Here is a 23,455-nt window from a genome sequence, read left to right as displayed (position 1 = left end):
GGCACATAGATTGCTTTTATCATCGTAATGGAAATGCTATCTTTAGCAAAAATCATCTGGAGCAAGCAGCTATGTTGAACAAAATCGCTATTGTAGGCGCTTTAGGCGTGTTAATGACAGTAGCTGTCTGGGCCAATGAAGAATTGATCGATCAGACACCTGAGTTGCCGCAACGTATGGAAAGCGGTGATAGCATCGAGCCTGAGATCAACATTATTCAGCAAGATGACCGTACCATTGAGGAATACCGCGTTAATGGTCAGCTGTATATGATTAAGGTCATTCCAATTGTTGGGCCAGCTTACTATCTGATGGATACTGATGGCGATGGTAACCTCGAAACTACCCGTAACGAGCTAGATAATCCAGAGGTTCCTAACTGGATTTTGCTTGAGTGGTAAGCCACTTCTAAACTGAGTTTACATGTCTGTTTATACTGAAGTCGGGCGCGACGATCTGATTGCGTTCCTCGGCGATTATGACTTGGGTGAGTTGCAAGACTACCAAGGCATTAGCGCTGGAATCGAAAATACCAATTACTTTGTCACGACCACACAAGGTGAGTTTGTGCTGACGCTGTTTGAACAGCATGACTTCAGCGAACTTGCTTACTTCTTGGATGTGATGACGTTTTTTTATCAGCAAGCTATTCCTTCAGCGCATCCTGCTGCCGATCGTCAGGGGCAATACCTTAAGACGTTATCTGGTAAGCCGGCGGCATTAGTACATCGCCTAGCAGGTAAAACGGTTGATAGCGTTGCCACGATTGGCCAATGCGCGGCAATTGGTGACATGTTGGCGCAGATGCATTTGGTTGGTCAGAAGTTTGCTTCACGTCGTCCGAGTACTCGCGGACCTGATTGGCGTCAGCAAATGGCAAGTGGACTAATACCCCATCTTGAACCAGCGCTAGCTGAGTTGCTCAAAACCGAACTTGAGTTTCAAAAAAATTATGCGGAGCTTGATTTGCCTTGGGGGGTAACTCACTCAGATCTTTTCCGTGATAACGCCTTATTCGAAGGCGATAAATTATCGGGCATTATCGACTTTTACTACGCCTGTGACGAATATCTGCTGTATGACCTTGCCGTTGCTGTAAACGACTGGTGTGTTGCTGAGAATGGTTTGTTAGATATGGGCCATTATCAGGCCTTAATGCAGGCTTATTTGAGCCGCCGACCTCTAACGATGGCAGAAAAAGATAATTGGAATCTGGTGTTGCGTGCGGCAGCACTGCGTTTTTGGTTATCACGCTTGCAGGATCAGCTTTTCCCTCGAGAAGGTGAGATCACCCAAATCAAAAACCCGGATGCATTTTTGAAAATTCTGCGCCAACATCAATCGCAGCCAATGCCAATCGACGGTATCAGCACTCACTGATGCGCGTTCTGATTATTAAGCTCACATCCATGGGCGATTTGATGCATGCTTTGCCAGCACTGAGTGATGCGGCTAAAGCGATTCCCGGTATCGAGTTTGATTGGGTGGTCGATGAAGCCTTTGCAGAAGTACCGCAATGGCATCCTGCCGTTAAAAATGTCATCACGACTTCACATCGCCGCTGGAAAAAATCACTTTGGCAAACAATAAGCGGCGGTGAACTACGCGCTTTTTATCAAGAGTTAAATGCAGGCGACTACGATGTTGTCGTCGATATGCAGAATAACTTGAAAAGTGCATTAGTCAGTATGTTAAGACGCGGCCCCGTTGCTGGTCTTGATAAAGATTCTTGTCGTGAAAAGCCAGCACATCTTGCCTATAGAGTGCCGATTCATGTTGATCCGCAGCAACATGCAGTCGAACGTATGCGGCAGATTCTTGCTCAGGCATTGGGTTATTCAGTACCGACAACTAAAGCCAATTACGCGGCTGACTTTCGTCACAATGATTTACCAGCACTAGATTTTCCGTTACCTGAAAAGTATTTATTGTTTGTACAAAATGCCAGTTGGCTAAGCAAAATGTGGCCAGTCAAACATTGGCAACGTTTAGCATTACTCGCTACTGAAGCGGGTTATTCCGTGTTGCTACCAAGTGGTAATGATGCGGAATATGTCAGAGCGCAACAAATCGCTTTAGTCGACGAACAAGCTCATGCTCTGCCACGCATGTCATTAAACGATATGGCAGCGCTGACGCATCATGCAACAGCAGCTGTTTGTAGTGATACAGGCCTTGCTCACCTTGCGGCAGTAGCTGGTTTGCCTGCGCTAACATTGTACGGTTCTACCGATACAGCGCTAATTGGCACCTATGGTAAAAACCAACAGCATCTGATCAGCGAAAAATCTTGTACGCCTTGTTACAAACGTAGTTGTCCGCTTAAAGAAGCTGATGACGGTCAGCCTGTTTGTATGCAAGAGATGACACCAGAAATGGTCTGGAATGGACTAGAAGCGCTTTTGCCCGCAAAATAAGCCGTTAGTCTATGTAGCAAACATGTGTTGCTGTCATAAAATTGAATATAAGCTCCGCAGATATACAGGCCAATACGCAATGAAATTGCCTTTTCCCGATTTTTACCAAGCACCCGTGTTGGTAGTTGGTGACTTGATGTTAGACCGATTTTACTTCGGTAAAACTAAGCGTATTTCTCCGGAAGCGCCAGTACCTGTTGTCAATGTTGAGCGCCTTGAAGATATTCCAGGCGGCGCTGCCAATGTGGCAATGAATATCGCTTCGCTCGGTGCGAGTTGCCAGCTCTCAGGTATTACCGGCAAAGATGAAGCGGCCGATGTTTTGACCCAACGTTTGAATGCGGTGGGCATTAACTGTCATTTTCTCAAAAGTGATAAGCCGACCATTATCAAGTCTCGGATCATCAGCGCCCATCAGCAACTCTTGCGGATGGACTTTGAAACACCGTTTACGCCTGTCGATAATCAAGCGCTAGCTAGCACTTGTGCGCCATTATTTGGTGAAAGTAAGGTCTTGGTCTTATCGGACTACAATAAAGGCACACTCAGTGACCCACAGCCTTTAATTCAGCATGCTAAACAGGCAGGTCTCAAGGTTTTAGTAGATCCAAAAGGACAGGACTTTGCAAAGTATCGCGGTGCAGATGTCATCACGCCCAACATGACCGAGTTTGAGGCTGTAGTTGGCCCTGTTAGCTCAGAAGCGGACTTATTAGTAAAAGCTGGCCAACTCATCAGCCAGCTTGATATCGGGGCATTACTGATCACGCGAAGTGAAAACGGCATGTCATTAGTTCGTGCCGATCAAAGTGAGTTACATCTTCCTGCGATTGCAAAAGAAGTGGCAGATGTTACTGGTGCTGGTGATACGGTTATTGCAACACTGGCGGCAGCATTGGCTGCTGGTGAAAGCTTAGAGCGAGCTGTGACATTGGCAAATGTGGCGGCAAGTATTGTGGTTAGTAAACTGGGGACGGCAACCTTAGGGAGTCCAGAGTTACAAGCAGAGTTTGAGCGTCATCAAGGGCAGCATCAAAGTGATCATTCTTTTGCTGGTGCAGTGACGGTTGAACAACTGAAAATCGCTGTAGAACAAGCGAAAAAACGAGGTGAAAAAATCGTTTTCACCAATGGCTGCTTTGATATTTTGCATGCTGGTCATGTCAGTTATTTGCATGAGGCGCGCCGCTTAGGTGACCGCCTAATTGTTGCGATAAATACTGATGAATCTGTGAGCAAGCTCAAGGGACCCGGACGACCGATTAATACTGCTGAGCGACGTCAAATTGTGCTGGCGGGCCTTGCCGATGTGGATTGGGTAACGTGCTTTGAAGGTGATACGCCGGAAGCGTTATTAAGAGAAGTTCAGCCTGATATTTTGGTCAAAGGCGGCGACTACGATAAAAAAGGTGTGGTCGGTTGGGAAATTGTTGAAGGCTATGGCGGCAAAGTTAAAGTGATGAGTTTGGTCGAAAACTGTTCAACGACTGCCATCGTGAACAAGATTAACCAGAAAAGCTAAGTAAAAACGCCAACTTATAAACTTATTGGCAAAGTACTTTTATCGCTTTAGCAACATTATCTTTGAGATGAATCGGGTTAATCGTACCAATAATGACACTCGCGATTGCCTTGTTAGCATAGATAAGTTTGAAACTTTCAGTGATGGCGTCTTTGCCTGCGGGTAAATGACCGCTGGCAAAGGCTTTCTTGATAAAAATACTTTTACCAAGTTCTGCCGCTTTATTTACCACAGCTTGTTCGCCTTGATAGTCGAGATTATGTGTCACCATGGCGATATCTGATTGTGCGAGCGTTAATAGTCCACCTTCGACAGTTTTGCTAGACATACCGGTTGCACCAATCAGGCCTTCAGATTTCAGTTGGTTTAATGTGTCTAATGCTCGAAATTTTTCGATTACTGGGACATCATTTCCATCTGAATGAATCAACACAATATCAATCTTATCTCGACCTAAACGCCCCAAGCTGGTCTCGACACTGCGGCGAAGTCCGTCAGCCGAAAAATCAAAGTGAGATTCACCCGTTTGATTATCGAATAACTCACCCGCTTTACTGCAAATAACAAACGGATGAGGGAGTTGTGGGAGTAACTGCCCTAGTCGTTGCTCACTATTGCCATAAGCGGGTGCGGTGTCGATTAAATTGATTCCTAAATTCCATGCTTCATCAAGCAATGCGAGTGCAGCTTCATCATCTGGAATCGTAAAACTGGTCGGGTATTTGACGCCTTTATCGCGGCCGAGTTTAACGGTGCCTAATCCTAAAACTGAGACACTAATATCAGTTCCCGCAATGTTTTTTTGGGGTAATGTTAGCGTCATTGGAATGCACGATCCCATAACGGTTCGGCTATTTCTGCTCGTGGTAAGGCATCAGTATTTTGCGGTGCGTTTTTTTGCAAGTTTTGGGTTTCCAAAGCGGCAATCACTTTATCGCTCAAATCGGGTGCGAGAGCAAGTTTCGTTGGCCAGCCGATATGCACATTCTCATGAGATGAGACAAAGGCGCTATCGGGTCGTGCAAACCCTGATTGTTTAGGTTCGGCTCGATTAACGTTATGTGTCGCCCAAATTAATTCTGGTGGACTGTACCAAGGCAAAATCTGACTTAATAAAGCTTGTGCTTCTTTTATCAAAACATTGGTGGGCTTCCCAACCCCTTCTTCAGCGATATTACCACCGAGATACCAAACGATATTGCCGTCTTTATCTGAATGGCTGCTGATCGTGGCGATAGGTTTGCTGCCACTGCCGAGACTGTGTGCATAAATTTTCGGTAATGGTGTTTCTGGATTTTTTGCCTTACAAAGCAGCATTTGTAATGGTCGCAATTGCATTTTTGGCTTTTTCAAACCGAGCGCTGACAATATATCTGCCATACCTTCGCCAGCAGTAAAGACAAATTGTTGGGCACTTATTTGTACATCACCGTAATGAATAGACTGCAGTCGCACTTTCTCAAAATCACAATACATTTCGCCATCTGGGAGCTGCAAAATCCGCTCAGGATAAGTTTGGGTAAGCTGCGTTAAAACACTATGAACATCTAATACAGGTTCATCTAATTCATAAAGTGAACCTTGGAAACTTGGATCCGCAAACAAGCCTTGTCGTGCGCTTTTAGGTACAGCTTGCATACGGCTCTGTAAGGCTTTACTGGCAAAGAATGACACCATCTTTGATGACAAACTGTTGGTTGACCATAACAGTTGGTGATTGGTGTTGATTTTGACCTGACTTAAGTCAATCTCACCCTGTCCAGATAGACAAGCTTGCCAGCGAGTGGGCATAGCACTAATGGCTTGTGCCGCATTGGATAAAATACCATTTAGTGCGTACTTACTTCCGCCGTGGATGATGCCTTGCGCAGACAGTGTTTGTGCCTGACCAATTTTGCCTTTTTCTAACAATAAAGCATGGTAGCCAAGCTGATTAAGACGATTATGTAACCATAAGCCTGCTATGCCTGCTCCAACAATGACAACATCGGCTTGAATATGCTTTTCAGTCATCGTTACGCTAACTGCGCGTCTAACGCTTCACACAGCCAATGGCCAATGATGATGTGGCCTTCCTGAACGCGTGCTGTTTCCGTACTTTGAATACGCACACATTCATCAGCAATCTCCAGTAACTGGCCACCACTATCACCAGTAAATGCCACACTATAAATGCCTAATGATTGCGCTGCTTTAACGCCATTAATGACATTTTTGCTGTTACCGGATGTGGATAAACCAATCGCAATGTCCCCAGGCTTTCCTAGTGCCAATATTTGTCTATCGAATACAGAGTCAAAACTATAGTCGTTGCTATGTGCTGTCAGAATTGAGGTATCAGTCGTTAATGCAATGGCAGCTAAAGGTTGGCGGTCATCTTTGTAACGAACAATAAACTCCGCAGCCATATGTTGCGCATCTGCCGCGCTACCACCATTACCAAAGAACAAAACTTTGTTTCCGGCCAACACGCATTCGTTAATACGATTTGATAACGCCTCAAGTTGTGGCGTCATGGCAAACAAACTGTCGACCATTTGTTGATGGCGACTTAATGTAGAGTGGAATGACACGGTGTACCTCTTTATGGGGTCAGGTGTTAATATTTGTCTTCTTTGCGGATAGTGTAGCAAAACGTTATTCGCAACCGCATAAATCACACGCCCAAAAGCCATAATGAATAATGACAAGCTATTTTTACGCAAAGAGTTTCAGCTGGCTTGGGCTAATAAGTCAGTTTTTTCTCAAGTTAAATCCATAACGGGTGATGTTTTTCGGGATAAAGAAGGGCGTCGCACACTACGCTTTGATTTTCAAAATCATTCTTACTTTCTGAAATATCATGCAGGTATTGGTTGGCAAGAGGTATTCAAAAACCTCATCGCTTTTCGTTTACCTATCTTTAGTGCGCGCAATGAGTGGCAGGCGATACAGTTTCTAGAGAAGCTTGGTCTAGATACCATGACACTTGCAGCTTATGGTGAAAAAGGCTGGAACCCCGCTAAACGCCAATCCTTTGTTATTACTGATGAGTTAACAAAGACAATGAGTCTAGAGTGGGTGGGCGAACAATGGCAGAGTCAGCCGCCGACCTTTCAGACAAAACAAACACTCATTAGTAAGCTTGCTCATATTAGCCGAGTAATGCATACCAATGGCATCAATCATCGCGACTTTTATCTTTGTCACTTTCTTTTGGATGAGTCTTTTGCTTCGCATAATACTTACACTGAAGATATGCCAATTTATCTAATCGATTTACACCGAGCTCAGATCCGAAAAAAAATACCCGAAAGATGGCTTGTCAAAGATTTGGGTAGTCTATTCTTTTCCGCAAGCAGAGTGCCTCTGACCTCACGAGATTTACTGCGTTTTATGAAACAGTACAGTGGGCTGCCATTACGCGAACTATTACAAACACAATCAGATTTCTGGAAACATGTGCAGCAGCGCGCTGAAACATTACTGGCTGAATGATGAGTTACACACCCAATAGTTTGTTAAACCATGAAGCACCAGTTATTTCAGGCGCTCTGCATTTTAATGGTCAAGATTATGAGCTGCTTAAGACCTTAAGACATCTTCAAGGCCGCCGTTCAACACTTTTAGTACGAGAAAAGGAAAGTGCTGAATTGCTAGTTCTGAAGCTATTTATAGCGTCAGGTAAAGGCCAACGAGAATTTGAACATGAGCTTAGCGTGCATAGCTATTGCTGTAAGCACCAGATCCCCGTTCCAAGTATTCGTTCTGAGGTGAACTCAGATAATGGTGTCAGTGCGATTGCCTATCAATATTTACCTGATGCCACTGAAATATCAAACATGAGTTTTGATGCTCAGCCTTTAGACAAACTTTTTGAGTTGTTTGCTACATGTCATTTGGCTGGCTGCTATCAAGATGATCCTCACTTAGGTAACTTTGTACTGTCTGGGGGCAAGCTTTATCTTTTGGATTTAGCTTCTGTAGTGATTTCTGGCAAGCCTATTTCATTAGCGATGGGCTTCAAAAATATCGCTTCACTACTTGTACAGTGGCCCGAAACTATGCAGCCTGAACTACAGGCTAAGCTGCCTAGTTATTTTACAAAACGGGCTTTAACCTTTAATCAACAAGCAAGCATAGAGATTCAAAGCCATTATCAAAAAGCGCGTCAGCATCATCAACGTCATTATTTAAAGAAACAATTACGTAACTGCACGATGACGGAATATAAGAAATCCGTTCGTGAAGAAAAAGCATGGAGAAGAGGGGAAGTTCAAACGCTTTCCTATATTCAATTAGAAGCCTGCATGAATGATGGAAAGCCATTGAAACTGGGCAATTCTGCAACCGTCATTCAGAGTTTTTATGCCGGTCAAGAAGTTGTCATTAAACGCTATAATATGAAAAGTTTTTGGCACTTTCTGCGTCGTTGTATGCGCCCAAGTCGGGCTAGAACATCATGGCTTAACGCGAATTTATTGAATTACGTTGGGATAGCAACACCAAAGCCATTGGGATTCCTTGAGCGCCGTATTTTGGGGCTCAGACATCGCTCATATTACGTGTGTTCAAACTTGGTTGGTAAGCCTTTACTCGAGTTAAGTGATGAACAATTAAAAGCACCGTCTTTATTAAAGCAAATCGGCGAATTATTTCTTGTATTACGCCAAAATCAGATCGTGCATGGCGATATGAAAGCGAATAATTTGCTGGTAGATGAAGATGGCAAGCTATGGCTGATAGATTTAGATGCAATGCGCCAAGTAAAAGATAAGAAATTTAACCTGCTCCATGAGCAGGATAAGCGGCGCTTTATGGCCAATTGGGATGGTCGTGATGTTGCAAGTCAAATTAACAAAGTGATGGAAATGAATGAAATTAGCAGTTTGTCTCTATAAATATTTTCCGTTTGGAGGATTGGCTAGAGATTTTCGTCGAATTCTTGAATTGCGAAGAGACGCTGGTGATGAAATTGATGTCTACTGTATCGAGTGGCACGGTGAAGATATTCCGGGGTTTAACCGTATAAATATAGAGGTCTCAGGGTATAGTAACCACGCGAGAATGCGTGATTTTTATCATCAAGTTCAACCAAAATTATCAGCGGGTCATTACGATCTTGTTATCGGATTTAATAAGATGCCCGGCTTGGATCTCTACTATGCGGCTGATCCATGTTATTTAGCTCGAGCTCGACAAGAGTGGCACTATCCTGTTTCAAGATTATTTGGACGTGTTAAATTTTATTCTGAATGGGAGCGAGCTGTATTTGGTCGTGATACCAAAACGGTATCAATGATGATTTCTTCGGTTCAACGTCGGTTGTTCCAAGAAATATACAAGACACCTGATAGTCGACTTGTTGATTTACCACCAGGTATCGATCCGGAGAGAACCCGACCAGCTGATTGGCAACAACAACGTCAAACACTTCGAGAAACTCTAGGACTGACGAGTGACGATTTTTTATTGCTTATGATTGGATCTGGTTTCAAACGTAAAGGTGTCGATTTTGCTATTAAAGGAATTGCATCTTTACCCGAAGCGCTTCGTAATAGAACCCATATTTTTGTTGTTGGTGAAGATAATCAAAAGCCGTTTGAATATTTGGCCCGGCAATTAAATATCAGTGCAAATGTAAACTTTATGGGGGGGCGAAGTGATGTTCCCCAGTGGTTACAAGCGGCCGATTTATTTATGCATCCAGCACGCTCTGAAAATACTGGAACCGTGATCCTTGAAGCGATGGTTGCCGGATTACCACAGTTGGTTAGTAGTGCTTGTGGTTATGCAAATCATGTTGAGCAGTCTCAGGCTGGCCACTTAATTGAGTCTCCCGAAAACACGGACTCTTTTACCAAGTTGTTAGTTGAGATGTTAGATTCAGACAAGCTAAAGCGCTGGTCTGATAATGCAATTCATTATGCTAAAAATGAAGACCTCTATAGCATGCCGCAGAAGGCTGCGAAATTGATTGAAGACTTAGCAAAAAGTAAAAAGGATAGAAGCCATTAAAACTGTTCTTGTCACCGGTGGTGCTGGCTACATAGGTAGTCACATTTGCGTCGAGTTGCTTGATGCTGGTTATGATGTGGTCGTTGTTGATAACTTGTCTAACAGTCGTTTCGCCGTCATTGAACGCATTGAAAGAATTACAGCAAAAAAAGTTCACTTTTATCATCAAGACGTCAGAGAGGCAGAAGCCTTATCTGAGGTATTTAAGGCCCATTCTATCGATGCCGTTATTCACCTTGCTGGTTTGAAAGCTGTTGGTGAGTCTTGTGCCGAGCCTATTCGCTATTACCAAAATAACTTGGATTCGACATTGGTATTGCTACAGGTTATGCAGCAAGCCAATGTAGGCAACTTTGTCTTTAGTTCTTCCGCAACGGTTTATGGCGACCCTGAAACGGTGCCAATGGATGAGTCTTTTCCATTGTTTGCGACAAATCCCTATGGTCGAAGTAAGCTGTTTATTGAGCAGATGTTGGCGGATGTTGTGCAGTCAAGACCAGAACTATTCAAGGTGGCGCTACTAAGGTATTTCAACCCGGCCGGCGCGCATCCAAGTGGCTTGATTGGCGAAGATCCGGCCCAAATCCCCAACAACTTATTACCTTACGTGACGCAAGTTGCTATTGGGAAACTTGAGAAGTTGTCGGTTTTTGGTAGTGATTATCCGACGGTAGATGGTACCGGTGTCCGGGACTATATCCACGTTATTGATTTGGCGCGAGGTCATGTTAAAGCGTTACAATTCTTGGAAAAACAATCAGCAGGCATGTGCACACCAATCAATCTTGGTGCTGGCCATGGTTATAGTGTTCTAGAAATTGTTAAGACTTTCGAGCTTGTAACCGGTATTTCCATACCATATGAATTAGTTGACCGTCGTGCTGGCGATGTTGCTATTTATTACGCGAATGCTTCATTGGCGAGTGCCTTACTAGGTTGGAAAACAGAAAAAACATTGGAAGACATGCTGATAGATGCATGGCGATGGCAACAACAAAATCCAGAAGGATACGGTGATTGATCGAGCTTAATGTTGGCCTACTGATCGGCCAGGGTTTACATCGTGATGTTTATTTACATCCAGATTTTCCAGATAGATGTATAAAAGTTAGGGTTGATCGTAACAGGGTGAATCGTGGCTCTCAGGAAGAAGCACGTGAACAAGGTTATTACGCGTTATTACAAAAAAGAAAAATCTCTTGGGAAGGTTTGCCCAAATTTTACGGTAACGTAGAGACAAACCTTGGCCCTGCAGCAATGTTTGAATTGATTCGTGATACTAGCGGTCATGTCTCTAAAACATTGGAGTATTATCTTGGGGATGCAAAATTAACGGAAGCTCACCTCAATGAGTTGATTTTTGAGTTTAATGAACTCAAAAATTATCTACTTCGGTTTAACATTATCACTATGTCTTTAAAGCCGAAAAATATTGTTTTTCAGCAAGTTAATGAAGACAGGTGGCGCTGTGTGATTGTCGATAATATCGGTAACTCTGATTGGATACCAATCATGACCTATGTGCCTTATTTAGGTAGGCACAAAATTCAACGCAAATGGAAAGACTTTGAGCGTCGTATTAAACGAATGTATCCGTTTAACGATAAGCTTTTAAGTTTAATGGGGTTAATTTAAGTCTTGTTAAGAAATGATGGAGTGTCGACAAAACGGAAGCGCTCTTTTTGGGCTGTTGATAACTCGAGAGCATTGATTCTGTATAGGGGTTAAGCTGCTTGGTAAAAATACGCATTAATTTTGTGGGTGATGGCAATGACAAAGAATATTTTGATTTTGGATGGAATCGGGGGGATTTCACTTGGAAAAGATATTCATCAGTCAGTGCTTGATTTAGGAGAAAGAAGCCAATATTGCAACCTTGCATCCCTTCCAAGACTACGTTTTTATAAACCTAGGGAAGCAATTAAAAAAATACGTAATAAGCAGCTTGATAAAGATAGTTTCACCTATTTGCCGAAGTGTCGATTTGATGCTTTGGAGGGTATTTTTAAACTGAATCAGCCTAATATTGTGATTGTCGTTGGTTTTGTATACAGATTCATTGATCCAAAAGCACTTAAGAATCTTGCTATGCGGTATAAAGCCAAATTATTTCTGTACGATACTGACAGTTGTAATCTCTACTCGAATCGTCGTGAGTTTATTTTCTTTTTGCAGCAAGAAATTTCAGTCTATGATCACGTTTTTTCTTTTTCTAAAGTTGTAACTGACTTTCTGCAAAGAAAGGGCTATCAAGCCTCGTTCTCTCCTTTTGGAGCTCATTCAGTGCAGTTGCCAGAAAGAAATAAGGTTGACCGAGATGTGCTTTTTGTAGGAAGCGGTGATTTGCGGCGCATTTTTATGCTAGAGCATATTGCTGAATATGTATCAGTCTTTGGTAGCCGTTGGAAGCGACACTTCCCTCTAATGTCAGATGCACTAAAACAATCTGTGACTGATAAGCCTGTTTGGGGTAATGACTTGTATCAGCATATGGCTAACGCAAAGATTATCTTAAATATCACCAGAGCACCATTTTATGCAGCAGAAACGGGTATCAACTTGCGTATTTTTGAGGCAATGGCTGCAGGGTGCTTTATGTTGACTGACTATTGCGACGAAGTGGCAAATATATTTGAGTTAGGTAAAGAAATTGAGACATTCAATGGCTCTGATGAATTACGAGATAAGGTACAGTTTTATTTAAAAAATGACTCATCAAGACAGGCCATTGCACAGCGAGCTAGAGAGAAGGTCTCTAAACTGTACACTTGGCCTGTCAGGGTAAATGATATGCTTAATCAAATAGATAAGGTAATTGTTGATTAATCTTTAGTTACCAATATGTCTTCCATTACTAAATACTGAAGATCCGAGCCAAAGAACATATTCAAAGCATCTGTTGGGCTACAAACCATCGGCTCACCACGACGGTTTAAAGATGTATTCAACATAACAGCATTGCCATTAAGTTTTTCCATCTCTTCTAAAAGCGAGTAATAACGTGCGTTGGTGTCTCTGGTCACAATTTGTGCGCGAGCAGTGCCATCCTCATGAACAACTTCCGGAATGCGAGACTTCCAACTTTCAGCGACATCAAAAGTAAATGTCATGTATGGGCTAGGGTGATCTGTTTGCAAAATTTCTGGCGCAACTTTATCCAGCATACTTGGGCAGAATGGACGCCAGCGCTCACGGTATTTGATTTGTTCATTAATACGATCGGCAACACCAGAATGGCTTGGAGAGCCTAAGATACTGCGGTTACCTAATGCTCGAGGACCGAACTCCATGCGGCCTTGGAACCAAGCAACGGGATTACCATCATCAAGCAGTTTCGCAGTTTGCGCACAGACATCATCTAAATATTGCCAGCTGACCGGACGCGTGTATTTTTCACAGGCCTCAATACATTGCTCGTTGGTATAAGAAGGCCCCAAATAAGCATGTGTCATTTTCTCAACTGGCGTACCAAGTAACTCAGAGGCATAACTTGCTGCACCAATCGCTGTACCAGCATCCCCTGCAGCCGGCTGTACAAACAGCTCTTTTACGCCCGGCATCGCAATAATACGTTGGTTGAGTTTTACGTTTAATGCCACACCACCTGCGTAAGCAATTTTTCCGGTTTCGCGAATAATGTCACCCAGATAAAAATCGATCAGATGTAAGGCGGTTTTCTCCAGCAAGTCTTGAATGCTGGCGGCATAATCAATATACGGCTCATCCTTTTCATCGCCGTGCCGCATAGGGCCCAGCCAATCAATGAGTTCTGGGCTAAAGAAATAACCTTTGCCGTCTTGTTTATATCGACGCCAGCCAACAGTATTGACGAGTTTGGTGTTGACCTTAAAGTCACCGTCTTTGCATGAAATCAAAGGGGAAAAGTCAAAGCGCTTGGGATCACCATAAGGTGCCATACCCATCACTTTAAATTCTCCATCGAGCATTTCAAAGCCAAGAAATTCAGTTAGAGCACCATACATGCCACCAAGTGAATCTGGATCATAAAACTCTTTGATTTTATGAATACGGCCATTCTCGCCATAACCAAAGAAAGTGGTCGCATATTCACCTTTACCATCAATACCAATGATGGCCGTTTTTTCTTTGAATCCACTTAAGTGATAGGCACTACTTGCATGCGCTAAGTGATGTTCTACAGGCATAAATTTGACGCGTTTTGAGTCAATGCCCAAATCATCAAGCAATTTCATGACCTGACGATGATTACGCCAGTAACGGCGGTTACCAGCAAATAACGCTGTTATTGCGCGGTCGGGTGCATACCAATGCCGTTTAGCATAGTGCCATCTCGCAGGAGAACTCAGGCCAATTTTGGCATAAGGAAATGCAACGACATCAACTTCATCGGGACGAATGCCGGCTTGTTCGAGGCAAAACTTGGTGGCTTCATAAGCCATTTTGCCTTTAGCATGCTTGTCTCTGAGGAAACGTTCTTCTTCGGCTGCGGCAATTAACTTACCATCAACATAGATTGCAGCTGAAGCATCATGGCTTACTGCACCGGACAAACCCAGAATAATCATAAATTAAGTCGATATTTGAAAAATAAACGTTTAATTATAACAAGCGAATTAGAGTTGGCGTTATTAACTGTATTTTTAGTTGATAGCAGTAAAACCATCAGTCGAAATTTTAAAACCTTCTTGCCTAGCGGTATTTATAGATACCTTCACTAAGGGGCTCACGTTCTCCCATGCAGCGCCGTTCCCTCTATATTGCTTTGGTAATCATCGACTAGACTTCCAGTTCATGAAGTGCAGATACATAAAACACTTATCATCTATGTCGTTGGATAAGTTACCGTTATGCCAACGCCATGATTCAGGATGTTTTTTGTCCGCCGCACCAGAGGATTGGTGAGAGGATAGTACTAAACTGTTCTTTATATATTACTTTTCTTTGATGTCGAGAAGATATACTCCAAAGTTTTTGTAACCATTTTGGATGGTTTTTGTGGGCAACAAATATTTTAGAAAACTTAGACTCATCAATGCCAAGGTGTTGTTCGGTTTCCAATAGTTTCTGCCAGTGCTTTATTTTTCTAAAAGCATTTCGGTTTCTTTCATTATTACGAAAGAAGCAAAAGTGGCCTGAAAGTCTCCGATCATGTGTGCCAATAACATCGTATTTGTTGAGCATTTCATCTGTGATGAACTGTCGAATTTGGCCATAAATAACATCAATATCGCCAAAGGCATAAAAGTCGTAACCAGCAATTTCCTCATGGTGAATATAGCCTAATGCAGGCTTAAGATCGCAAAGTTTATATGCAGATGTAGGAGTAAATTTGATATCCAGTTTGTCACTGACCATGCTTTTGTAATTTTCAAAACTAGTCTGGATGAACTTCACATTTGGCAACGTTTTGTCTGGGATAGGGCAGTCTGTATAGAATATCCAGTTTACAGTGGTATTGAACTCGCAACTCAGTAAGAAAAGCTCAAACCAATCAGGCCATTTACCAAAGTATGGAATCAACTTAACAATCGAAATATTGGCCATGATTATCTTTTAATTTATACGGTGAAGTTAATAATTTTTTGTTAACGCTGGGTAAGATGTTTCCCAAAATGTTCTACTTACGGCCTCATCTGAAAAGTTTTGAGCGAGGTAGGGGATGTGGTTAACATCTTCATGACTTAAAGCTTGAACGGTAATCAACTCTGATAAAACTTCTTCATTTTGAAAAGGGAATAAATGTCCAATAGGCTGAGTTATCTCCCCACCTCCGCCACAATCAGAACATATAATTGGGATATTTGCGGCCATTGCTTCAAGTAGTACCATTCCAAAGGGCTCGCTGTCTGAGCTCAGCACAAAAATATCGAAAGCTTTAAAGTAAGCGCTAGCATTGGTAACAGGGCCTGTAAAAATAATATGTGTATCTACAGCAAGGGCTCTGGAAAGTTGCTTTAGTTCATCTTCCAGCCTTCCTTTTCCAACGATAACTAGGTAACTGTTTTCTGGAAGGTTTGGTTTGGCTTTGGCGAATGCACGAATCAAAGTTGCTTGGTCCTTATCGGGATGCAGTCGACCTACATTACCGATAATCCAGGCATTTTCCGGGATTTGGAGTTTTTTTCTAGCCTCTAATTGAGATACTTGTTCATTTGTAACTTTACTAATATCTAAATGGTTATAGAGGGTTGTAATCCTATTTTTTGGCCATTTATTAAAACGGTTACGAATTTCATCTCTTAAAGCATTTGAAACTGCAATTATATTTACCCGTTGTTTAAATAAGTTAACTAAAAGTTGACGACCCAAACGATCAAAACAGCCAAATGTATGCTGAATACTAAGCACCGGAAGTTTCGTAGCCATCAAAGCAACATAGGTGGGTTTTATACGGTGAGCGATGCAAAAATCAAACGGGTATTGTTTTGATATTTTTCGAATATCACTGATGATGTTTAATTTTAAGCCTGTCAGTTGCTTACTGCTGTATTCCAAAAATACGACTTCATCTGCCCCCGCTTTATTAGCAACTTCATCAGATTTTTCCCCTGACAAAAACACAGTGATAACTTTGAAAGGTTTACTGTTGAATAGCGCCGCATATTGTCTTGCACAGTCAAGGAAAGGGTCATAATAGCTATGACAAATTTGTAACACATAGTGACACTTAGATGACGTTTGCATTGTTAAGTTTTAATCTGACATAGTTTGAAGGACGAGGGACTTGTCGCCTCTATTGTTTTCCGATGAGAAAATAACCCGACTATTAATCTGTTTTAACTGGCTTTGTAAGTCAGTGTCTTTTTTCTTAACCACAACAATGAGATAGTCATAATTTCTGTCTTTAATTTTTGGCGTTCTAACGGCGAGGTGAACATCGGTTTTGGCTTGATTTTCACGTAAGTAATAATCACTAATGGTGTCAAACGCCAATGTCGAAGTATTCTCCGGTAAGTTTTGGGCAGCCCATAAAGCAGATTCTTTTATATAGGACTTAGAAACCGAGCTCGTTAGACCATCAATTGGCCCTGAAATCAAAACTAAAAAGGTAAGCGCTAACCCAAACTTTGATTTATTTATTAGGGCTTGATCAACATACTGACAAAGTCTCGGTAACATCAGTAAAAATAATGCTGTTACCAGCATGAATGCATACCGAGTACTGAGGAAAAACTTTGTTAAACAAAAAACAGCTAAAATTAAAATATTAATTAGAATAAATATTTCTAATGTATTTTTTGTAATAGGGTTTATCTGTAGAGGTTTAGTTTGGTGTCTAGAAATTAAGTATAGAATCAAATAACCAATACTTAATGCTGTTATTACATCAACAGCCATCATGACGAGTAGCCCCGAGAAAAGCACAAGCGCACCATCATCTTTAGCGAATTGACTTAGAACGTGCAAGTTTATTACGTCTGCCCGCTCGTAAAAGTTTTCAAGGTTATCTGAAAAATTAATATATCTTAAAACTTCTCCGAGTTTGGCGAATGAGCTTGATATTTCTGATGTACTTAATGCAAAGGTTATCGCTGATATCGCAATAATAAGGAAAGGTGCCCATAGCATTGCAAGGTTTTTTACGCGATTAACTACTGGCTCTTGCTTAGCGAGAAGCAAAAGCGGCATTAATGCTGCAAAAGCAACACCCTCCACTCGGAACAATATTGCGAAAAGTATTGATAATTGCCAATAAATGGCTTTAGAAAGTTTAGGTGCTTCCTGAAATGTAATAAAGAAATAAAGGCTTAAACTTATAAATGCCCAATAGCCAAGGTCTCTAAATAGGTATGCCCTGTAATCTACAAATAAGGTAAAACCAAGAATAAACAATCCTGCAATTAAAAGGTGTCGAGTATTGGGGAGTAACTTTTGACCTATCAAAAGCAAGGCGTCCGTAAATACAACAAAAAGCACAATATTTAAGAGTTCACCGCTTCTTTCAAGAGGTATACCTGTTAATAAGTGTATTGCCGCAACCAAAATGGAAAAGAACGGCCAGTCATAAAGCTCGGCAGATTGGGATAGGCCACCCTCCAAAAAAGCCCTTGCCATGTCTATATAGAGAACCCCATCAGAATTGATAAGGTCATCTGTTGCAAATGCATAAACGGAGAGGAGAAGGCTTGCGATTGCTGTAAAAAGCCTAACCATTAGTTGGGATGGCATATAGGTTGGGTTTGAGGCAAGTTTGTAAAACATGAATGCTCTTTTTTTGTTATTTATTGTTACTCATCATTGAGCGGAGAATTTTTTTATTTTTTTTATTTAATGAGGTTAATTTCATGTAATTTTTGTAAAAATAAACTCGGTCCTTAGCACTCCATTTTAAGTCGGCATGACGATTAAAGCTGGCTAAATCTCTTTTCATGGCTAATTTTGAACTAAATCTCCAGCGAAGCTTTTCAAGATCAATAAAGCGGATTTTCCACTTCCCTTGTTTGCTCAGCCTAACAAAGACATGTTTTGGGTAAAAACAATTATGTACATAATGAGAGCGGTGCAGCTTTCGAGTTAGTTTAGCTAACTTGCGAATAAGTTTCCGACGTTCTGCTTGGGTAAGCGATGTTGGATCCAATTTATCAAGCGAAACATACTTATCAAGTGCTTTTGTGATCAACAATGCTCGGTCATTTTCTTTGCCAAAATATACGAGACGAAGCGTTGGGATTTTTAGTTTTTTAAGCCGTTGGATATTCTGAAGTTCTTTTTGAAATGTTGGAATGCCGCGGATAGGGTGTAGCCAAGTTCGACTTACATACTGCTCTTGTCTTTTTACAAAGACAGCGGTTTTACCCTCTCGCGTTTCAATATAGGCTCTTGAAACGCCACTCCAACCACCTCTGGCTTTATTTGGTGGCTCAAACCAGTCTTTGGGTAAGGCCCAAAGTTGAGAGAAGCTTTGTCGGTATTTTTTGCTCCAGAGCTTTGGGTTGAAGTAACTACGCTTTTTTAGATTAAATGCCATGCTTGAATTGTCTCTCATCCTGAGTTTTTTCAGTCACATTTATTTATCTAACTTATAAATGACGGAAGCAGCAGTTAATTCTTGCATACAGCTGTGATGCCCTTCAGGGCAGGTTCTTTTAAAGCAGGGGCCACACTCAACCGGGATCTGCACTATTTTAGCTTGTTGAGAAAGTGGCGGTGTAAATGATGGCGATGTTGGCCCATAAATCGCCAAAAGCGGTCGATTTAATGCCGACGCAACATGCATCAGACCTGAGTCGTTGGTCACAACCTGATCGGCAGTAGCCAATAAGTCTATTGCCTCAGCCAATTGGGTTTTTCCGGCCAAATTATATAACTGCTCTCGCAGCTCTTTTTGTACAGAGCCGACAATCTCGCCAGCCACTTTTTTGTCAGCTTTAGAGCCAAGGATTAATACCTGCCAGCCTTGCGTTAAAAAGTGATTTGCCAACTCACCATAGTGACTCACAGGCCATTGCTTGGCAGGGCCAAACTCTGCACCAGGACACAAAATTAAACGTTGCTGATTATTCTCACGTACTGGATTTAACTCAGAATCAATCGCTGACGCTTTCATTGCTGGTGGTTGCCAGCTTGGCATTTGAGATGACTGGGCTTTCGGGAATGCGAGTGCTACGAAGCGTTCTACCATTAACGGTAGCGCATGCTTATCTAGTTTACGAATATCATTCAGCAAACCATAACGCATTTCACCAAGCCAACCAGTGCGTTTAGGGATTTTGGCAAACCATGGAATTAAAGCTGATTTCCATGAGTTAGGCAGGACAATGGCTTGGTCGTATTGGCCTTGTAATGATTTGCCAATCTCTTTGCGGGCTTGCCAAGCAAACATACCGTGGGTAACTGGCATATCAATAGCCGCACGAACTTCAGGCATTCTATCCAACAGTGGACGAGTCCAAGCTGGCGCTAAGACATCAATCTCACAATGAGGATGTTGTTGTTTAAGCGCGATAAACAACGATTGTGCCATTACCATATCGCCCACCCATGATGGGCCGATAATCAAAATCGCCATGCGTTCTGACATCAGTGCAGTGTGCTGTGCGCGAAATAGATAAATACAACCCCTGCGGCAATTAATAAAATTTGCTGCAAGGTTTCACTTAGGCGGACTCGTGAATGTAGACCAGGTATTAAATCAGCAACGGCAACATAGATAAAACTTGAAGCGGCAACAATCAATACATAAGGCAATAAATGCTGTAAGTCGCTGAGCAAGAAGTAGGCTAAAACGGCGCCCAAAACCGTACCCAAACTCGATAGCATGTTGAAGTAAAGGGCTTTACTTCTGCTGTAACCGCTATGCAGAAGAATGACAAAATCTCCTAATTCTTGTGGGATTTCATGGGCGGCAATAGCCAGAGCCGTCACAATCCCTAAATGCACATCGGTCAAGAATGCGGCAGCAATCAAAATACCATCGACAAAGTTATGAATTGTGTCACCGACAAGAATGAGTGTGCCTGCAGCTTTCCCATGAGCATGATGATGACCATCATGTGAGTGATGATCAGGACCCAACTCAGGAATGTGTTCGTGGCCATGATGGCTATGGCAGTGACGCCAAAGCACCATCTTTTCTAAGACAAAAAACAGTAATAAACCTAATAATAAGGTCAGGCCAAGTTCATGGGCTTCCACTGAAAATTGGTGCTCAATAGCATGTGGTATCAAGCCCAGGAAGGATGCGCCGAGAAGTGCCCCGATTGCGAAACTAACCAAGTGCGGCACCATATGGTTGCGGGCTTTTTCTGATAGAAGTAAGAATGATGAGGCAATGCCGACACTCAATAAGCCGCCAATTAAACTAAAGGCGACGATCCAGATTAATAAATCCATAACAACTCAACAGCGCAAATAATCGGCAGATCATACCACTTACGTGGACAACCAGATAAGTGATGCCATTCTTCCTGTGACGTTATCTCGTCGATATGAAAAGAACTTCTCAGGTTCGCTAACCGTGCAATAGTCGCCACCGTAAACACTTGTTAGTCCACAGGCCGCCAGACGTTGTTTAGCTAATTGATAAATATCAGCAAAATAATGATTCGGTCGAGAGGGCTGAAATGCGCTATCTGCAGTGGCAGAATGCGCTAAAAAAGCGTCTCTTACTTCTTCGCCTACCTCAAACTTTGATGGCCCAATCGCAGGACCAAGCCAAGCCATTAAGTTGCTTGTGTCAGAAAAAAGTTTTTTTAACGTATTTTCGATAATGCCATCACATAAGCCTCGCCAGCCAGCGTGAATGGCGGCAATCTCAGTACCCGCTGTATCGCAAATCAGGATAGGTAAACAATCAGCTGTCATAACCACACAAACCGCATTAACTTGTTGTGACACCGTTGCGTCAGCTTCGATAGCTTGTTGCCAGTCCTGACTATTAAGCACAATGGTTGAGTGCGTTTGAGTTAACCATAGTGGTGAAGAGGGTAGGGATGCGTGCTCAGTTAAATATTGACGGTTAGCCAAAACATTTTGCAGATCATCACCAACATGATCGCCCAAATTAAGGCTGTCGTATGGCGCTGGACTTTGACCGCCAAACCGAGTTGTAGCCAACGCATGAACGTTGGCGGGGGCAGGCCAGTCGGGGAGAATAAATTCGTCAGCCATTCCAGCGGGGCACATGGAGATAGTCTCGCCAAGCGGCAAAGAGGGTTTCATCGATGGCAGCGCAAGTGGATCGTGGCGTTAAGTCTGCGCTAAAGACAGGTTCGTTATCTAACGTACAGAGAAAGCCACCAGCCTCACTTAAGATCAATTGGGCCGCAGCATAGTCCCATAGGTGTTGTTTAGCATGCAGGTAAACTTGGGCTCTGCCAGCGGCTAACCAACATAGCTCAAGTGCAATCGACCCAATACTACGATGTGAGCCATAAGGTTTTTCTTTAACCATTCTTGTTGCTAGCTCAGTCGGTAAGCGTTTGAAATCGACAATCGCAATGGTTTGTTTCAGTGTCAGTCCACTGGGACTTGTTTTTAGTGCCTGACCATTACACCAAGCACCTTCACCGATAGCAGCAGCAAAACACTCATCCGCTAGCGGATCATAGACAATCCCATGGGTCACTTCACCATTCTGAATTAAAGCTAGCGACACGGAAAAAAAAGGTAAACCAGCGGCAAAGTTGCTTGTGCCATCGATTGGGTCTAACACCCATAGAGGACTTGCTGTTTGCATCAATTCTTGTTGTTGGCTTGGCGACATCTCTTCACCGAGCATAACGCTGCCGGGATAAAAACCAGTCAGCACATCACCTAATTTTTGTTGGAGCAGTTGATCGGCAATGGTGACGACACTGCCATCATTTTTATAACGTCTCGTAACCGCATTAAACAAAGGCATAAGCTCTTGTTGTACGGTGATCGTGACGAGTTGTTGAAGCTGCGGCAAGTCAATTTTCATGGGCTAGAGTATAGCAGTGATTTTTACCTGCTTATTCAAAGCCAGTGAAGCAGCCTGTAAACTGCCATTATCAACATTAATTAAGCGCAATATTTCATGCGAAGTTTACGTTTTTATTATCCCGGCCCATATCAGTGGAACGAAGCTTTTTCGCTACCTGACACGATATTTCGTCATGCAATTCAGGTATTACGTCTAAAAGCAGGGGCTGAAATCCAATTATTTGATGGTGAGGGGGCTGAATATCTCGCCGAGATCACCGATGTCGCCAAACGTGAAGCAAAAGCAAGGCTTACAAGCGAAGTAGAAAATAATAGTGAGTCACCTTTACCGGTATTTTTGCTACAAGGCATCTCGCGTGGTGAGCGCATGGACTATGCGATACAAAAAGCCGTTGAACTGGGGGTGCAACATATCGTGCCGGTCATCACTGAGCGCTGTAATGTTCAGCTCCAAGGAGAGCGGGCTGATAAACGCTGGGCACATTGGCATGGTGTGATGGTCAGTGCTTGCGAGCAAAGTGGCAGAGCGGTGTTACCGACATTGGCACCTGTTGTGGATTTGTCAGATGCCCTTGCTAACAGTCAAACGGATTGTAAATTGGTTTTAGACCCAACAGCCGATCAAGGCTTTAGTGGACTTGCCAAGCAAAAGGCAGTGACCTTACTTATCGGGCCTGAAGGTGGGCTTAGCGATAGCGAAATTCTGGATGCGAAACAAAGTGGCTATACCGCATTACGTTTTGGGCCACGCATTTTAAGAACAGAAACGGCCTCAGCGGCAGCATTGGCCATTGTCCAAGCAAGTTGGGGTGATATTGGATGAGTGACAGTACGATTGTTTTAATTTTGTTGATGGCTATCGGCTGGTTTTGGTGGGATAGCCGAGGTGTTGCTGAGCATGCAACCCGAGTCGCTAAGCAATATTGTGAGTCAATGAATGTCAGCTTTTTAAACGACACAGTGGCTTGGCAGAAAATCCGTTTAAAGCGAAACCTTAAAGGTCGTATGGCTTTTGAGCGGAGTTATTTTTTTGAGTTTTCTAGTGATGGTAATCAGCGTTATCGTGGTGAGGTTGTTATGCTGGGCAAACGGGTAAAGAATATTCAATTAGATCCTCATCGAGTGGCATAGG

General features: G+C 42.7%; 24 protein-coding genes. 12 read left to right on the top strand and 12 right to left on the bottom strand.

Annotated features, from left to right (window positions below; translation table 11 throughout):
* Positions 1-71 precede the first annotated feature (71 nt).
* From OMP94_RS10750 to hldE, 4 genes are all read left to right on the top strand, one after another.
* Positions 72-401, top strand: a complete 330-nt coding sequence (locus OMP94_RS10750; protein ID WP_266278304.1) for a DUF2782 domain-containing protein — start codon at positions 72-74, stop codon at positions 399-401.
* 22 nt (positions 402-423) lie between these two features.
* Complete coding sequence (locus tag OMP94_RS10745) at positions 424-1,380, top strand: homoserine kinase (protein WP_266278303.1); 957 nt, start codon at positions 424-426, stop codon at positions 1,378-1,380.
* Positions 1,380-2,417, top strand: a complete 1,038-nt coding sequence (waaC, locus tag OMP94_RS10740) for a lipopolysaccharide heptosyltransferase I (RefSeq protein WP_266278302.1) — start codon at positions 1,380-1,382, stop codon at positions 2,415-2,417. The genes OMP94_RS10745 and waaC overlap by 1 nt, the downstream gene beginning before the upstream one ends.
* Positions 2,418-2,496: 79 nt before the next feature.
* Entirely contained in the window at positions 2,497-3,939 is a 1,443-nt protein-coding gene (gene hldE / locus OMP94_RS10735) for a bifunctional D-glycero-beta-D-manno-heptose-7-phosphate kinase/D-glycero-beta-D-manno-heptose 1-phosphate adenylyltransferase HldE (RefSeq protein ID WP_266278301.1), read from the top strand.
* 22 nt (positions 3,940-3,961) lie between these two features.
* Here the strand turns inward: hldE and OMP94_RS10730 are convergent, their stop codons facing one another.
* From OMP94_RS10730 to OMP94_RS10720, 3 genes are read right to left on the bottom strand one after another with little or no spacing between them, the layout of a single operon-like run.
* Positions 3,962-4,762 (bottom strand): aldo/keto reductase, encoded by an 801-nt coding sequence (locus OMP94_RS10730; RefSeq protein ID WP_266278300.1) that lies wholly within the window; start codon positions 4,760-4,762, stop codon positions 3,962-3,964.
* Complete coding sequence (locus tag OMP94_RS10725; RefSeq protein WP_266278299.1) at positions 4,759-5,952, bottom strand: FAD-dependent oxidoreductase; 1,194 nt, start codon at positions 5,950-5,952, stop codon at positions 4,759-4,761. Before OMP94_RS10725 ends, OMP94_RS10730 begins: the two co-directional genes overlap by 4 nt.
* 2 nt (positions 5,953-5,954) lie before the next feature.
* On the bottom strand, positions 5,955-6,512 hold the full coding sequence (locus OMP94_RS10720; RefSeq protein ID WP_266278298.1) for a D-sedoheptulose-7-phosphate isomerase: 558 nt from the start codon (positions 6,510-6,512) through the stop codon (positions 5,955-5,957).
* A 103-nt stretch (positions 6,513-6,615) separates the two neighbouring features.
* Between OMP94_RS10720 and rfaP the strand changes: the two genes are divergently transcribed.
* From rfaP to OMP94_RS10690, 6 genes are all read left to right on the top strand, one after another.
* Positions 6,616-7,416 carry a lipopolysaccharide core heptose(I) kinase RfaP gene (gene rfaP, locus OMP94_RS10715; RefSeq protein ID WP_266278297.1) on the top strand — a complete coding sequence of 267 codons (801 nt, stop codon included), beginning with the start codon at positions 6,616-6,618 and terminating at the stop codon, positions 7,414-7,416.
* Positions 7,413-8,819 (top strand): lipopolysaccharide kinase InaA family protein, encoded by a 1,407-nt coding sequence (locus tag OMP94_RS10710; protein WP_266278296.1) that lies wholly within the window; start codon positions 7,413-7,415, stop codon positions 8,817-8,819. Before rfaP ends, OMP94_RS10710 begins: the two co-directional genes overlap by 4 nt.
* A complete protein-coding gene (locus tag OMP94_RS10705) occupies positions 8,794-9,936 on the top strand; it encodes a glycosyltransferase family 4 protein (RefSeq protein WP_266278295.1) in 1,143 nt (380 codons plus the stop codon). The genes OMP94_RS10710 and OMP94_RS10705 overlap by 26 nt, the downstream gene beginning before the upstream one ends.
* Positions 9,923-10,957 (top strand): UDP-glucose 4-epimerase GalE, encoded by a 1,035-nt coding sequence (gene galE / locus OMP94_RS10700; protein WP_266278334.1) that lies wholly within the window; start codon positions 9,923-9,925, stop codon positions 10,955-10,957. Before OMP94_RS10705 ends, galE begins: the two co-directional genes overlap by 14 nt.
* Positions 10,954-11,571 carry a YrbL family protein gene (locus tag OMP94_RS10695; RefSeq protein WP_266278294.1) on the top strand — a complete coding sequence of 206 codons (618 nt, stop codon included), beginning with the start codon at positions 10,954-10,956 and terminating at the stop codon, positions 11,569-11,571. Before galE ends, OMP94_RS10695 begins: the two co-directional genes overlap by 4 nt.
* A 135-nt stretch (positions 11,572-11,706) precedes the next feature.
* On the top strand, positions 11,707-12,762 hold the full coding sequence (locus OMP94_RS10690; RefSeq protein WP_266278293.1) for a CgeB family protein: 1,056 nt from the start codon (positions 11,707-11,709) through the stop codon (positions 12,760-12,762).
* On the opposite strand, the gene OMP94_RS10685 is transcribed toward OMP94_RS10690, so the two are convergent.
* The 9 genes from OMP94_RS10685 to OMP94_RS10645 form a co-directional block, all read right to left on the bottom strand.
* The gene (locus OMP94_RS10685) at positions 12,759-14,483 is read right to left on the bottom strand and encodes a carbamoyltransferase (RefSeq protein ID WP_266278292.1); all 1,725 of its coding nucleotides are present in this window, start codon (positions 14,481-14,483) and stop codon (positions 12,759-12,761) included. The two genes, OMP94_RS10690 and OMP94_RS10685, sit on opposite strands and share 4 nt — an antisense overlap.
* Before the next feature lie 298 nt (positions 14,484-14,781).
* Positions 14,782-15,462, bottom strand: a complete 681-nt coding sequence (locus OMP94_RS10680; protein WP_266278291.1) for a DUF6625 family protein — start codon at positions 15,460-15,462, stop codon at positions 14,782-14,784.
* 27 nt (positions 15,463-15,489) lie between these two features.
* On the bottom strand, positions 15,490-16,575 hold the full coding sequence (locus OMP94_RS10675; protein WP_266278290.1) for a glycosyltransferase: 1,086 nt from the start codon (positions 16,573-16,575) through the stop codon (positions 15,490-15,492).
* Between the two features lie 36 nt (positions 16,576-16,611).
* Positions 16,612-18,120: a hypothetical protein gene (locus OMP94_RS10670; RefSeq protein ID WP_266278289.1), complete on the bottom strand. Its 1,509-nt coding sequence runs from the start codon at positions 18,118-18,120 to the stop codon at positions 16,612-16,614.
* A 16-nt stretch (positions 18,121-18,136) separates the two neighbouring features.
* The gene (locus OMP94_RS10665) at positions 18,137-18,886 is read right to left on the bottom strand and encodes a lipopolysaccharide kinase InaA family protein (protein ID WP_266278288.1); all 750 of its coding nucleotides are present in this window, start codon (positions 18,884-18,886) and stop codon (positions 18,137-18,139) included.
* A gap of 39 nt (positions 18,887-18,925) precedes the next feature.
* Entirely contained in the window at positions 18,926-19,939 is a 1,014-nt protein-coding gene (gene waaF, locus OMP94_RS10660) for a lipopolysaccharide heptosyltransferase II (RefSeq protein WP_266278287.1), read from the bottom strand.
* Positions 19,939-20,751, bottom strand: coding sequence for a ZIP family metal transporter (locus tag OMP94_RS10655; protein WP_266278286.1), 813 nt, complete (start codon positions 20,749-20,751; stop codon positions 19,939-19,941). The genes waaF and OMP94_RS10655 overlap by 1 nt, the downstream gene beginning before the upstream one ends.
* 39 nt (positions 20,752-20,790) lie before the next feature.
* Positions 20,791-21,528 (bottom strand): peptidoglycan editing factor PgeF, encoded by a 738-nt coding sequence (gene pgeF, locus OMP94_RS10650; protein WP_266278285.1) that lies wholly within the window; start codon positions 21,526-21,528, stop codon positions 20,791-20,793.
* A complete protein-coding gene (locus OMP94_RS10645; RefSeq protein ID WP_266278284.1) occupies positions 21,521-22,321 on the bottom strand; it encodes an inositol monophosphatase family protein in 801 nt (266 codons plus the stop codon). The genes pgeF and OMP94_RS10645 overlap by 8 nt, the downstream gene beginning before the upstream one ends.
* Positions 22,322-22,417: 96 nt before the next feature.
* Between OMP94_RS10645 and OMP94_RS10640 the strand changes: the two genes are divergently transcribed.
* Positions 22,418-23,146, top strand: a complete 729-nt coding sequence (locus OMP94_RS10640; protein WP_266278283.1) for a 16S rRNA (uracil(1498)-N(3))-methyltransferase — start codon at positions 22,418-22,420, stop codon at positions 23,144-23,146.
* Positions 23,143-23,454, top strand: coding sequence for a DUF3301 domain-containing protein (locus tag OMP94_RS10635; RefSeq protein ID WP_266278282.1), 312 nt, complete (start codon positions 23,143-23,145; stop codon positions 23,452-23,454). Before OMP94_RS10640 ends, OMP94_RS10635 begins: the two co-directional genes overlap by 4 nt.
* The last annotated feature ends 1 nt before the right edge of the window (position 23,455 follow it).

The organism is Methylophaga sp. OBS3 (assembly GCF_026319325.1).
Classification (GTDB): domain Bacteria; phylum Pseudomonadota; class Gammaproteobacteria; order Nitrosococcales; family Methylophagaceae; genus Methylophaga.
Note: the sequence above shows the minus strand (reverse complement) of the source record. Positions and strands in the feature narration are given on the sequence as shown.